The organism is Streptococcus sp. FDAARGOS_256 (assembly GCF_002289235.2).
GTDB lineage: Bacteria > Bacillota > Bacilli > Lactobacillales > Streptococcaceae > Streptococcus.
In genome coordinates this window covers 1,598,426-1,611,227 of the sequence record NZ_NTGM02000001.1, presented here as the reverse complement: position 1 = coordinate 1,611,227, position 12,802 = coordinate 1,598,426, and the positions used below count along the sequence as shown (strand labels likewise).

General features: G+C 42.7%; 12 protein-coding genes and 1 pseudogene. 1 reads left to right on the top strand and 12 read right to left on the bottom strand.

The window, feature by feature from the left end; all coding sequences use genetic code 11:
• Positions 1-16: 16 nt before the first annotated feature.
• The 8 genes and pseudogenes from purB to A6J84_RS07935 form a co-directional block, all read right to left on the bottom strand.
• Positions 17-1,315 carry an adenylosuccinate lyase gene (gene purB, locus A6J84_RS07970; protein ID WP_095726494.1) on the bottom strand — a complete coding sequence of 433 codons (1,299 nt, stop codon included), beginning with the start codon at positions 1,313-1,315 and terminating at the stop codon, positions 17-19.
• Positions 1,316-1,476: 161 nt separating this feature from the next.
• Positions 1,477-2,964, bottom strand: coding sequence for a PIN-like domain-containing protein (locus A6J84_RS07965; protein ID WP_095726383.1), 1,488 nt, complete (start codon positions 2,962-2,964; stop codon positions 1,477-1,479).
• Positions 2,965-2,974: 10 nt separating this feature from the next.
• Positions 2,975-4,048 carry a 5-(carboxyamino)imidazole ribonucleotide synthase gene (purK, locus tag A6J84_RS07960; RefSeq protein WP_095726382.1) on the bottom strand — a complete coding sequence of 358 codons (1,074 nt, stop codon included), beginning with the start codon at positions 4,046-4,048 and terminating at the stop codon, positions 2,975-2,977.
• Positions 4,035-4,523, bottom strand: coding sequence for a 5-(carboxyamino)imidazole ribonucleotide mutase (purE, locus tag A6J84_RS07955; protein WP_000805606.1), 489 nt, complete (start codon positions 4,521-4,523; stop codon positions 4,035-4,037). Before purE ends, purK begins: the two co-directional genes overlap by 14 nt.
• A 34-nt stretch (positions 4,524-4,557) precedes the next feature.
• Complete coding sequence (locus tag A6J84_RS10265) at positions 4,558-4,674, bottom strand: phosphoribosylaminoimidazole carboxylase (protein WP_080980075.1); 117 nt, start codon at positions 4,672-4,674, stop codon at positions 4,558-4,560.
• A 94-nt stretch (positions 4,675-4,768) separates the two neighbouring features.
• Positions 4,769-6,031: a phosphoribosylamine--glycine ligase gene (gene purD, locus A6J84_RS07945; protein WP_095726381.1), complete on the bottom strand. Its 1,263-nt coding sequence runs from the start codon at positions 6,029-6,031 to the stop codon at positions 4,769-4,771.
• A gap of 120 nt (positions 6,032-6,151) precedes the next feature.
• Positions 6,152-6,220: pseudogene (locus tag A6J84_RS10355) on the bottom strand (IMP cyclohydrolase); the annotation flags it as partial.
• 66 nt (positions 6,221-6,286) lie between these two features.
• Positions 6,287-6,562, bottom strand: coding sequence for a helix-turn-helix domain-containing protein (locus A6J84_RS07935; protein WP_095726380.1), 276 nt, complete (start codon positions 6,560-6,562; stop codon positions 6,287-6,289).
• A gap of 117 nt (positions 6,563-6,679) precedes the next feature.
• Between A6J84_RS07935 and A6J84_RS07930 the strand changes: the two genes are divergently transcribed.
• A complete protein-coding gene (locus A6J84_RS07930) occupies positions 6,680-7,852 on the top strand; it encodes an AIPR family protein (RefSeq protein ID WP_084852961.1) in 1,173 nt (390 codons plus the stop codon).
• A gap of 156 nt (positions 7,853-8,008) precedes the next feature.
• On the opposite strand, the gene purH is transcribed toward A6J84_RS07930, so the two are convergent.
• The 4 genes from purH to purF form a co-directional block, all read right to left on the bottom strand.
• Positions 8,009-9,556 carry a bifunctional phosphoribosylaminoimidazolecarboxamide formyltransferase/IMP cyclohydrolase gene (purH, locus tag A6J84_RS07925; protein ID WP_095726493.1) on the bottom strand — a complete coding sequence of 516 codons (1,548 nt, stop codon included), beginning with the start codon at positions 9,554-9,556 and terminating at the stop codon, positions 8,009-8,011.
• A gap of 15 nt (positions 9,557-9,571) precedes the next feature.
• A complete protein-coding gene (gene purN / locus A6J84_RS07920) occupies positions 9,572-10,117 on the bottom strand; it encodes a phosphoribosylglycinamide formyltransferase (RefSeq protein WP_095726379.1) in 546 nt (181 codons plus the stop codon).
• Entirely contained in the window at positions 10,114-11,136 is a 1,023-nt protein-coding gene (gene purM, locus A6J84_RS07915; RefSeq protein WP_049479236.1) for a phosphoribosylformylglycinamidine cyclo-ligase, read from the bottom strand. The genes purN and purM overlap by 4 nt, the downstream gene beginning before the upstream one ends.
• Before the next feature lie 220 nt (positions 11,137-11,356).
• The gene (gene purF, locus A6J84_RS07910) at positions 11,357-12,799 is read right to left on the bottom strand and encodes an amidophosphoribosyltransferase (RefSeq protein ID WP_095726378.1); all 1,443 of its coding nucleotides are present in this window, start codon (positions 12,797-12,799) and stop codon (positions 11,357-11,359) included.
• Positions 12,800-12,802: the final 3 nt, after the last annotated feature.

Sequence of the window (12,802 nt, the reverse complement as noted above, 5' to 3'; positions counted from 1 at the left end):
CTTTTTATTGTTAGGATTAATCACCAAGTCCGATACGTTCAAAGATATCATCCACACGTTTGGTGTAGTATTCAGGGTTGAAGATTTCGTCGATTTCCTCTTGAGTCAGGCGTGATGTCACTTCTGGATCTGCTTCGAGAAGCGGTTTAAAGTCTACTTGATTATCCCAAGAGTAGGCTGTTTTTGGTTGCACCAAGTCATAGGCTTGCTCACGGGTCATGCCTTTCTCAATCAGGGTTAACATGGCACGTTGGCTAAAGATCAGACCAAACGTAGAATTCATGTTGCGGATCATGTTTTCTGGGAAGACCGTCAAGTTCTTGACGATATTGCCAAAACGGTTAAGCATATAGTCGATCAAAATAGTCGTATCTGGTGTGATGATACGCTCAGCTGATGAGTGAGAGATATCACGTTCGTGCCAAAGAGCCACGTTCTCATAGGCTGTCACCATGTGACCACGGATAACACGCGCCAGACCAGTCATATTTTCAGAACCGATTGGGTTGCGTTTGTGAGGCATTGCAGATGAACCTTTTTGCCCTTTGGCAAAGAACTCTTCCACTTCGCGCTGCTCAGACTTTTGCAAACCACGGATTTCAGTTGCCATACGCTCGATAGAAGTTGCGATGCTGGCAAGAACTGCAAAATACTCAGCGTGAAGGTCACGAGGAAGCACCTGTGTAGAGATTTCTTGAGCACGGATACCCAATTTGTCGCAGACGTATTTTTCAACGAATGGTGGAATGTTGGCAAAGTTCCCAACCGCACCAGAAATCTTACCAGCTTCTACACCAGCAGCCGCATGCTCGAAACGTTCGATATTGCGCTTCATTTCGCTGTACCAAGTGGCCAATTTAAGACCAAAAGTTGTCGGCTCAGCGTGCACACCGTGGGTACGACCCATCATGATGGTGAACTTGTGCTCCTTAGCCTTGTCAGCGATGATGTTGGTGAAGTTTTCAAGGTCACGACGGATGATGTCATTGGCCTGCTTGTAGAGGTAACCATAGGCAGTATCCACCACGTCGGTAGAAGTCAAACCATAGTGAACCCACTTGCGCTCTTCACCAAGAGTTTCAGAAACCGCACGCGTGAAAGCCACCACATCATGGCGCGTCTCCTGCTCAATCTCCAAAATACGGTCGATGTCAAAGTCCGCCTTTTCGCGAATCAAAGCCACATCTTCCTTAGGGATTTCCCCCAACTCAGCCCATGCCTCGTCAGCCAAGATTTCCACCTCAAGCCAAGCACGGTATTTATTTTCTTCACTCCAAATGTTCGCCATTTCAGGGCGAGAGTAACGGTTAATCATTGTTAAAATATTAAGGGCAACAAGAAGCAACTGAGTTTTAGGAAATAAACGATGGACATTTGTCCCCGAGGCGTTTTATCTATATTCTTAGCTTTTCGTCCAGGTTCAGTTGTACTTGCTTGTGCCAGTCCTTTCTATAAAAAATTTATAATTATTTATTACTAGTAGTAGTCATAATCGTCTTCATCATAAAAGTCATCCTCCCATGAATGTTTATAGACCTCTCGATTATCTTCAATAATTTCAAAATATGGTTCTTCCTCATCCTCAATAACAGGATTAAAGTCTTCACCAAAACAAACTCTAATTTCTCGCTTTATTTTAACTAACAGTTCACCTGAAGCACGAATAATACTCGGTGGAGATGTTATTTCTTCTTTAGTATCATCATCTCGCCCCCAGTATTCATAGTATTCACATTCAATATTACAGTCAAATGTAGCCAAGTATTCAACTTGATATAAACCTTCACCAAGATCATTCAAACTGATTTTATCAATAGAAGATAGATTAGTAAAATTATCTATTTCATAAAAATCGTATGCATCATCTGGCTCTAATCCATCACCCTGAACTTCTTCAATCTCTCTCTCTAAAACTCTAACAAAATTTAATGCTTCATCTTCAATGGTTTCTTTCAAAGATTTATATTTAATTTCCGAAATAGTTGAACTACCAAACTTAGTTTCTAACTGTCCATTTAATTCATATAAAAAGTCAGATAATTTTAGCTTTTTTATTTTCTTCCCTACTATATCTTTAAATTCCATTAAAATCTCATACCTTGGTCTTTTGGAATCTGTACGCTTCCTTTTCTTATTTACTTCTTCCCCCTCTATAATTTCATTCCAATCCTCTTTAGTATCATCTGAAACAAATATAACTGGTTTAGACTGAGATTGAGCATGTTTTAATATTTGTTTCCAAATTATTAAATCCCCATATACTTGAATACTTTGTTTTTCTTCTGCATCCATATAACCTGGTGGAATAGAGGCCGAATATCTTAATTCTCCCTCACTAATTATGTCCATAAGTTCGGGAAACGAGTAATCATCGCCTATTGTAAAATTATTCTCAATAAATTCTTTCAGATTATCTTGTTCAATTTGATTAGTTATTTCAGTAATACGAGCTTCTGTCTCATCCTTAAGCTTATCTTCAAAATCAATAAAAATTTTAGAATTTTCTATATCAGCAAGTTTCAAAGTAAAATTACTAACCTCTGTTTTAAATTCTTCAATAAACTCGGACGAAAAGTAAGGATGGGTTTGTCTGTTTCCGAATTGTTGTTCAAAGTTCTTAATCGCATTGTTAGTATCAGTTATGATTCTTTTTATCATTTCTTGTTGATAAATAATCTTTGCAAAAAATCCAATACTATCATTCTTATTAAAAACATTTTGATAACCTAATGTTTGTTTTTTTATTATGATTTCACGGTCTTTATCATATTCAAACTTAACATGATTGGGCAAAAATATCCTGTCCTTAAAATGATAATTACATTTTTCAAGAATTTCAACCGCCGAATTTGTGCTGTAAAAATATAATTCTAAAAGTGACGATGTGTCAAAAACAAGAATTGCATTCTCATACATGAAATCTTCATCTGTTTCATATAGTTTACTTATTTCATTCCAGTTCATACCCTTCCTCCTAAAACTCCTCCACCTCATCCGGCACATCACTAAACAAAGTCACATGCCCCATCTTGCGGTTGGGCTTCGCTTCTATTTTACCATACAGGTGGAGGTGGGCGCTTGGATTTTCTGCGACATATTTCTCAGCGGCCTCGACGTGTTGGCCGAGGACGTTGAGCATGACTGCAGGCGCATGCAATTTGATAGCTGGTAATGGTGCTCCGAGAACGCCCAAGATATGGGTATCAAACTGGGAGAAGTCGCAGGCTTCGATAGAGTAGTGCCCAGAGTTGTGTGGTCGTGGGGCAATCTCGTTGACAATGATGTCATCAGCCATCGCAAACATTTCCACGCAAAGAGTTCCAGACAGATTAAGCTGTTCTGCGATTCGCACAGCCATAGCTTTGGCTTTTTCAGCTAGACTTTCTGAAATGCGGGCTGGCACAATGGTTTTTGAAAGAATGTTGTTGCGGTGGATATTTTCCTGAACTGGGAAAACCGTCACGTCCTTGCCATTTCCTGACACGATGACAGAAATTTCAAGGTCAAAGTTGACGAATTCTTCCAAAACACAGTCCGCTGAATCTGCTAACGCATAGGCTTCTTCCAAGTCTGCTTCCGAACGAATGACCTTCTGACCATGGCCATCGTAACCACCGGTCGCCGTCTTGAGGACATAGTTTTTCGATAGGTCGATATCTGCCAAGTCTTGACTTGAGGTCACAACCTTGTAAGGTGCAACGGTGACTTTGGCCTTGTTTGAGAGAAAGTCCTTTTCAAAAATGCGATTTTGAGAAATACGGAGCAGGTCTGTCCCTTGAGGAAGCTGGCCATCCTTGATAACAGCATCCAAACCGTCAGCATCTACATTCTCAAACTCATAGGTCAGGACATCACAACGCTCAGCCAACTGACGGAGAGCATCCACATCGTTATAAGGTGCCACGATGATTTCCGCCACGCGAGAGGCTGGGCAATCCGCCGCAGGATCCAGCGCGATAACCTTGTGCCCCATGTAGATAGCAGAAATGGCCATCATCTGACCCAGCTGACCACCACCGATAATTCCGATTGTTTTAGATGAGCTCATTTGTAGACTCCTCTGCGATTTTCCCTTGTTCTTCTGCAAAATCTGCCAATGCTGTCGCGATAGCCTGATCTTCTACTGACAGGAGACGGAGGGCAAAGAGGGCCGCATTGGTCGCTCCTGCTTCACCGATAGCCATAGTCGCAACAGGCACGCCACCCGGCATCTGTACGATAGAGTAGAGCGAATCCACGCCACTAAGGGCACGAGATTTGACGGGCACACCAATGACTGGAAGGGTTGTTTTAGCAGCAACCATTCCTGGCAAATGGGCTGCGCCACCAGCACCTGCAATGATGACCTTGATACCACGGCTACGTGCCTCCTCCGCATGTCTGAACATGAGGTCTGGAGTACGGTGGGCAGAGACAACTTTCTTTTCGTAGGCTACACCGAAGCGGTCCAGGACTTCGGCAGTTTTTTGCATGGTTGCCCAGTCGGATTTTGAGCCCATGATAATGGAAATTACTGGTTTAATCATAATATTCCTTTTCTTTCCTTTCTTTTTTCAATCACCTTAAGTTGTGAGGGACGGCAGCAGCCACCAAAGGTGTCTCATGCCTAAATCGGAAGCCCAAGGTCTTCCGATTTCCCTGAACGATTGGCTTATAATCCAATCGTTCTTTCACAACGGCGGTGATTGCTCTATATCAGCTCGCTAATGCTCGCAAATCAAACGACCATTATCGGTTTTGGCGACTTCGTCGCGTTATTCTTATATCTTTACTTAATAGCCTTGCTTCCGATATCTGTTCGGTAGAAGAGTCCTTCTATGTTTTGGTTGTTGAGTTCGCCGTAGATAATGTTTTGGCCGTCTTTGACGGTGTCTGCTGTGGTGACGAGCATATAGACACGTCCACCGTTTGAGAGCAGTGCTCTGCTATTTTCCGAAAACTTAGCCCCTGCATAGTAGGTGATGATATCTCCCTCGGTTTTTGCTGGCAATTCAACACCTTTTTCATAGTCTAGCGGGTAGCCCTGGGATGCGACAACCACACCCAGAGTCACACCCTTGTCCGTCCACGTGATGTTTGGCTCCTTGCCATCGAGAATATCCGTGATATTTTGCGCAAAGTCAGATGTCAAACGAGGCAAGATAATCTGAGTTTCGGGATCTCCAAATCGAGCGTTAAACTCTATAACCTTCGGACCGTCAGCAGTCAAAATAAGCCCTGCGTAAAGGACACCAAGATACGGACGACCTTCTTTTATCATTCCTTTAAGAACTGGCTTGACAATAGTCTCAACCGCCGTATCAACCACGCTCTGTGGCAAGTGAGGAACTGGCGCATAAGCTCCCATACCACCCGTGTTAGGGCCCTTGTCGCCGTCATAGGCACGTTTATGGTCCTGAGCCGTTGGCATGATGTAGAACTTGTCCCCATTGACAAAGGCAAAGAGAGAGAACTCTTCTCCGTCAAGGAATTCCTCGATGACCACACGCGCACCTGAGTCACCAAATTTATTGTCCAAGAGCATCTCATGAGCGGCTTCGACAGCTTGCTCGACTGTCTCAGCAACGACGACACCCTTACCAAGCGCTAAACCATCTGCCTTGACGACGATAGGAGCGCCTTTCTCCTCGATATAAGCCTTAGCCTCCTCGAAATCTGAAAATGTACCATAAGCTGCTGTCGGAACGTCGTATTTGACCATGATTTCCTTAGCAAAATCTTTGGACCACTCCAGCTCCGCTGCAGCCTTAGTCGGACCAAAAGCTTTGAGCCCAGCTTGGTTAAAATCATCTACAATCCCAGCAGCAAGGGCATCATCTGGCCCGATGAAGGTCCAAGCAATATCGTTGACCTTTGCAAACTCAATTAACTTAGAATGTTCGGAAATAGAGATATTCACCAATTCCAGACCATCTAGAGTCATCCCATCATTTCCAGGAGCTACAAAGACTTTTTCAACGTCTTTTGATTCAAGCAATTTCTTAGCAATCGCATGTTCACGACCACCAGAACCGACAACTAACAGCTTCATCTCTCAACCTCTTTTGCGAATTATTTACTAATATTATATCACAAACGTTCGTTTTAATCTTGTTTCACTTAGCATTTTAAACCAAAAAAGGAAAGAAACTGTTTTCTTCCCTTTCGTTTTTTAATGTCTAAAATGTCTTACTCCTGTGAAGACCATGGTCAAGCCGTATTTGTCAGCAGCTTCGATGGATTATGTTTACAAATTAATTTTTTAATATAGAAAGGTTTCTTAAATCTAAGTTGAAATAGAAATTGATTAAAGCAAGTCCAATATTTCTTTAACAAGTTCAAGCTCATCAATTTCTAAAGCAATAGATAGGTTACGAATATTTTCTAACGATGGAATATTTTTACCATTTTCGTAGTTACATAGCGTTTTTTCACTAATCCAATCATCGCAATCAAAAAATTTTTGGCTACGATCATCTATAAATCCCTGTCTAGATTTTGGTAAGTCTGTTAAGCTCGCTCTGTGTTTTCTTATTAAATTTCCTATTTCTCTGTGTTGTGTTTCATTTTTTCTCAAAGTCATATTTTTATTATAACACAAAAAGAACCTAGGTTCCTTTATTTTTTTTTAAAAAAAGATATAATACTAGTATAGCAATTGAAAAATCAACTTGCTGAATAAATTTTTAGGAGGCTTACTATGAGCTCAACATTTAATTTTAAGGCTAGCGCCGTTCGAACTATCGAATCCCCCTCACAAAAAGGTGTCACTACCTATTTTGTATATCTCAACTTTAGAGATCTCCCTTCCAACTTACCGATGGAAGTCAATCCGAGACAACCTAAAATGACTACAGCAGTTGCCAAATCGTTAATTAATGCTGTCAAGTCGCCTGACACTGATTTCGATATCAATAATCGGGGAATAGTAATTGTTGCTAAACAATTCAAATTCACACCCAATCAAAACTTGGTATCTTTAGATTTAGGAGATGATCCTCAAAATTACGGAATCCTGGATGGTGGTCATACATACAAAGCGATTATAGATAATAGAGATCAGATTCACTCCGGACTAGATAAATTTGTCAAGCTTGAAATTATTGTCGGTGAACAATTGACAGTTTCACGTATAGCTGATGCACGAAACACTTCTGCTCAAGTTAGTGATATCGCATTATTTGAACTAGATGATAAGTTTGATCTAATTAAAGACTCGTTGTCAAATGAGCAATACGCCTCAGAGATTGCTTATAAAGATAACGAGAATAAAAGAATTCCAATTGCTGAATTAATTCGTTTGATGTTTACTTTCAATATTAAACGTTTTCCAGACGATAGTACTGCACCAGTATCTGCATATTCTGGAAAACAAGCAGTATTCAAAGATTACCAAAAGGAATTCGGAACAGACAATAATATCTATGAAAAATTAGCACCTTTTCTTCCTGACCTAGTTGATCTTTATGAGCTAATTCAAAAGGAACTTCCTAACAAATACCAAGAATATAAAAATTCTGAAGGAAAGAATGCAGCATTCGGAAGAATTCGTGGAGTAGAGGGATCTGGAAGTTATTATACCGACTTCACTGAACAATCTATCAATTACAATATCTCTACTGGTTTTTTGATGCCTATTTTCGGTGCCTTTAGAGCATTACTTAGAGAGTCCGATGGAAAAATCAGTTGGGAATTCGATCCTAAAGATGTATGGAAAATCGCTGGAACAAGACTGGTACAAAATACTTTCGACACAGATACTAACCCTCAACAAGTTGGAAAAAGCAAAACACTATGGCAAGCTAATTATAGAATCGTTGACAGTGTTAGAAAAGATTTGCTGTTAGACAAGCTTTTGAATGAAAGAAATTAGGATAAATTTTCTATAGAAGAATCTGCATAGTTTGTGTAACTTAAACTATCAAAAAAGCACTCAACTTTGACTTGAGTGCTTTTTCTATATTTTAAAAATTTTTATCATTAATACTGGTATACGATAAAATAAATTTAACGAAAAATGAATAAAATCTTAATGTCTAAAATGTCTTACGCCTGTAAAGACCATGGTCAAGCCGTATTTATCAGCAGCTTCGATAGACTCTTGGTCACGGACTGACCCCCCTGGCTGGATGATGGCCTTAATACCTGCTTTAGCGATTTCTTCCACGTTATCCGCAAATGGGAAGAAGGCATCCGAAGCAAGAACGGCGCCGTCAAGGCGGTCTTTAGCTTGGTCAATGGCGATGCGAACAGAAGCCACACGGTTGGTTTGACCAGGGCCAACGCCAAGTGTCATGTGGTCATTAGTCACGATGATCCCGTTTGATTTGACGTACTTGATAGCCTTCCAAGCAAATTCAAGAGCAGTTGCTTCTGTCTCGGTTGGCTGGCGTTTGGTCACCACTTGCCAGTCAACTGGGCTTTCCTTGACCACGTCTTGGTTTTGTACGAGAAGTCCACCGACAACACCTGTGTACTCTGCTTCCACTTCACTAGCATCTTGAGCGTCAAATGGCAAGGCAAGGATGCGCAAGTTTTTCTTTTTGTTGGTCAAAATGGCTAGCGCTTCATCCGTATAGCTTGGTGCGATGATGATTTCAAGGAAAACGCCGTGCATCTTCTCAGCAGTCGCAGCATCCACCTCACGGTTGAGAACGACAATTCCACCAAAGATAGACACTGGGTCAGACTCATAAGCATAATCCCAAGCAGTTTCGATGTCATCAGCTTGACCAATTCCACATGGGTTCATGTGTTTCAAAGCCACAACGGTTGGACGGTCTTTGAAGTCACGGATGATACGGATAGCAGCATCCGCATCACGGATATTGTTAAATGACAATTCCTTGCCGTTGAGCTGTTTCGCTGATGCAATCGAATAGTCAGTCGGCAAAGCTTTTTGGTAGAAGTCAGCGTCCTGCTGAGGATTTTCCCCATAGCGCATGGCTTGTTTGAGGTCATAGGTCAAAGTGAGCTTTTCTGGTTTTGTTTCACCCACTTGAGCTGTGAAATATTCTGCAATCAAGGCATCATAAGCTGCTGTGTGACGGAAAACCTTGGCTGCTAAACGTTGGCGAGTTTCATAATTAGTTTCACCATTGGCTGACAACTCATCAAGCACCACTGCATAGTCAGCAGGATCTACCACAACCGTTACGCTGGCGTGGTTTTTCGCTGCTGAACGAAGCATGGATGGCCCACCGATATCGATGTTTTCAACTGCGTCAGCGTAGGTCACATCTGGTTTGAGAATCGTTTCCTTGAAAGGATAAAGGTTGACTACAACAAGGTCAATCAATTCGATATTATTGTCCTTAGCCGCTTGAAGATGGCTATCCAAATCACGACGAGCAAGGAGACCACCATGGATATTCGGGTGCAGGGTCTTGACACGACCGTCCATCATTTCTGGGAACCCAGTCACATCATCAATCGCAATGGTCTCCACCCCAGCATTGTCAAGGACAACTTTGGTCCCACCTGTTGAGATAATATCCCAACCAATTTTTTTGAGTTCTTGGGCAAATTCAACAATGCCCGCTTTGTCTGAGACGCTGATTAAGGCGCGTTTAGTCATGTTTTTTCCTTTCATTTACTTGTCCAACAATTCTCTAATAACCTCTGGATACAACTTATACTCTGCCTCATGAATGCGAGCTTCAAAGCTTTCGATGGTATCAGCAGATAGACGTGGCACACGGACTTGTTTGATGACCTTGCCTGTATCCACTCCGGAATCCACCCAGTGAATGGTGACGCCGCTCTCAGCAACCCCAGCATTCCAAGCATCCTCAATCCCATGAGCTCCTGGAAATTCGGGCAGGTAGGCTGGATGAATGTTGATAATTCGACCTTCATAAGCTGCCAACAAGGTTAAACCAACGATTTTCATGTAGCCTGCTAGACAAACCAAGTCAATCTGGTGTTCTTCCAAGAGTTCGACAAGTGCTGCTTCGTAGTCCGCCTTGTTCTCGAATTCCTTGAGTTCAAAAGCATAGGACAGAACGCCGAGCTTGTCTGCACGTTCCAGCACATAGGCGTCACGATGGTCTGAAAAAACAAATTCCACCGGAAATTCTTCGGCAATCACCTGAAAGTTTGAGCCATTACCAGAGGCAAAAACCGCTATTTTTTTCATTTGATGATGACACTTTCGTTTTCTTTCTTGACGATGCGACCAATTTCATAAACTGGTTCATCCAGCAATTCCTTGACGCGACCTACATTTTCAGGGCTAACTGCCAGCATGAGTCCCACACCCATATTGAAGATTTCAAACATTTCTTCATGCTTGATTTCACCGTATTTTTCAAGAGCCTTGAAAATAGGAAGCACTGGAACCTTGTCTTCTTCAATTTCCGCAGCTAGGTCAGCCGCAAACATACGAGGGACATTCTCGATGAAACCACCACCTGTGATGTGGGCAATGCCGTTGACTAACTCTTCCTTGATGAGTGGCAAGACAGCCTTGACATAGATACGAGTCGGCTCAAGAAGGACTTCCTTGAGTTTCTTGCCTTCCAATTCCGGCAAGACTTCCTCACCTGTGTAGTCCGCAAAAACACGACGAACGAGGGAGTAACCATTTGAGTGAATCCCACTTGAGGCAAGTCCGAGAAGAACATCGCCTTCTGCCACCTTTGAACCGTCAATGATTTGAGATTTTTCAGCTACGCCGACCGCAAATCCAGCCAAGTCGTAGTCATCTTCGCCATACATACCAGGCATTTCAGCTGTTTCCCCACCAATGAGGGCTGCACCTGCCTGCACACAGCCTTCTGCCACACCAGCAACCACTTGTTCTAGTTTAGCTGGTTCATTCTTCCCTGTCGCCACATAGTCGAGGAAATAGAGGGGCTCCGCACCTGCAGCGATGATATCATTGACACACATGGCCACACAGTCCTGACCGATGGTATCATGCTTGTCGTATTTGATGGCCAACATGAGCTTGGTTCCGACACCATCAGTCCCTGAGATCAAGACCGGCTCTTTGACACCTGTTTTTGAAAGGTCAAACATGCCACCGAAACCACCAAGAGCTCCCATAACACCCGCACGCTCCGTACGAGCCACGTGCTTTTTGATTCGTTCAACAACTTCATAACCCGCTTCAACATCCACACCCGACTGGGCGTACGCATTTTTATTTGCCATTTTATTTTTCCTTTTCTTTGAGAAGATTGCGACGTATTTTTAGATAAACAATTATTTTATCTAAAAATACTAGTCAGGGCTCTAGCTTTGGTCCCATAGGGCAAAGCGTCTACTGACAAATGCTTTAGCTTTTAGTCAGTAGCGAGACGTGGAGCATAAGCATTTTTATTTGTCATCTTTGTCTCCTCTTCCTTTCCTTTAATGGGGAGTCTTTATCCGTCTATTTGTAAAAACTGGTCTTTTCATCCAAACTTCTACGATAGTCTTCCTCATAGTCATAAAGAGGTGTTGGATAATCGCCGTCAAAGTAAGCGACACAGAGACCACCATTCGGCGCATCTGTTTCGATGCTGATAGAATCAATCAAGCCATCAATCGAAAGATAGGTCAGGCTATCCGCACCAATGATTTGACGAGTTTCTTCGACCGTATGATTGGCCGCAATCAGCTCCTGACGCGTCTGGATATCAATCCCGTAAAAACATGGATAAGCTAGCGCTGGACTACCAATAGCAACATGAACCTCAGACGCACCTGCTTCTTTCAAAAGCTGAACGATACGGCGAGAGGTCGTCCCACGAACAATGGAATCATCCACCATAACCACACGTTTGCCTTTGACAACACCCGAAACAGCAGACAGTTTCATCCGCACCCCTTGCTCCCGCAATTCTTGAGTCGGTTGGATAAAGGTGCGTTGGGTGTATTGGTTTTTGATCAGACCCATTTCATTTGGCAGACCAGATTCTTCTGCAAATCCCATAGCTGCGCTGAGCGAGGAATTTGGCACACCGACCACAATATCTGCCTCATGCTTAAATTCACGCGCTAATTGGGCCCCCATACGTTTGCGAGCTGTATGGACATTAACACCATGAATATTAGAATCAGGTCGAGCAAAGTAGATATACTCCATAGAGCAAATCGCCAGCTGGGTATCATTCGTATAGCTATCGTACTGAATCCCATTGTCATCCACAATCACAATTTCCCCTGGTTTTACATCACGAATCCACTCAGCACCGATGACTTCAAAAGCACAGGTTTCTGACGAAACCACCACCGCTCCGTTGGCCATTTTCCCAATAGAAAGTGGACGAAAACCATTAGGATCAAGAGCAGCAATCAACTTGTCCTCAAACAGCAGGATATAAGCAAAGCCACCTTTTACAAGGCTGAGCGCCTCTTTGATTTTGCCCATCAAGTTGGGATTGTGACTGCGACGAATGAGGTGAGCCAAGATTTCTGAGTCCGAAGTTGAACTGAAAATAGCTCCTCTTTGTTCCAATTCTTTCTTGAGCGATCCTGCATTGGTCAAGTTTCCGTTGTGAGCAAGTCCAAACTGCATATCATGAAAGCGAAAGAGGAAGGGCTGGATGTTATCCACAGAAGCTTCGCCAGCAGTCGCATAACGCACATGCCCAATCGCGCTCGTTCCAGTTAGTTTATCCAAATTAGCTGGATTTCTGAACACTTCTGATAAAAGCCCCATATCACGATGACGCTTCAATTTCCCCTGATCATTGGAGAGGATTCCTGCCCCCTCCTGACCACGGTGCTGAAGACTATGGAGACCAAAATAGGTCAATTTAGCAGCATCTGGATGTCCCCAGATACCGAAAACACCACATTCTTCATTAAGAGATTTTACTTCGTATGTCATTTT

What these genes read in the sequence shown, in the direction of transcription:
- purD (WP_095726381.1), bottom strand. Translation starts at nt 6,031, where the DNA reads ATGAAGCTGTTAGTTGTCGGTTCTGGTGGTCGTGAACATGCGATTGCT.
- purM (WP_049479236.1), bottom strand. Translation starts at nt 11,136, where the DNA reads ATGGCAAATAAAAATGCGTACGCCCAGTCGGGTGTGGATGTTGAAGCG.
- purF (WP_095726378.1), bottom strand. Translation starts at nt 12,799, where the DNA reads ATGACATACGAAGTAAAATCTCTTAATGAAGAATGTGGTGTTTTCGGT.
- A6J84_RS07965 (WP_095726383.1), bottom strand. Translation starts at nt 2,964, where the DNA reads ATGAACTGGAATGAAATAAGTAAACTATATGAAACAGATGAAGATTTC.
- purH (WP_095726493.1), bottom strand. Translation starts at nt 9,556, where the DNA reads ATGACTAAACGCGCCTTAATCAGCGTCTCAGACAAAGCGGGCATTGTT.
- purK (WP_095726382.1), bottom strand. Translation starts at nt 4,048, where the DNA reads ATGAGCTCATCTAAAACAATCGGAATTATCGGTGGTGGTCAGCTGGGT.
- purN (WP_095726379.1), bottom strand. Translation starts at nt 10,117, where the DNA reads ATGAAAAAAATAGCGGTTTTTGCCTCTGGTAATGGCTCAAACTTTCAG.
- A6J84_RS07935 (WP_095726380.1), bottom strand. Translation starts at nt 6,562, where the DNA reads ATGACTTTGAGAAAAAATGAAACACAACACAGAGAAATAGGAAATTTA.
- A6J84_RS07930 (WP_084852961.1), top strand. Translation starts at nt 6,680, where the DNA reads ATGAGCTCAACATTTAATTTTAAGGCTAGCGCCGTTCGAACTATCGAA.
- purB (WP_095726494.1), bottom strand. Translation starts at nt 1,315, where the DNA reads ATGATTAACCGTTACTCTCGCCCTGAAATGGCGAACATTTGGAGTGAA.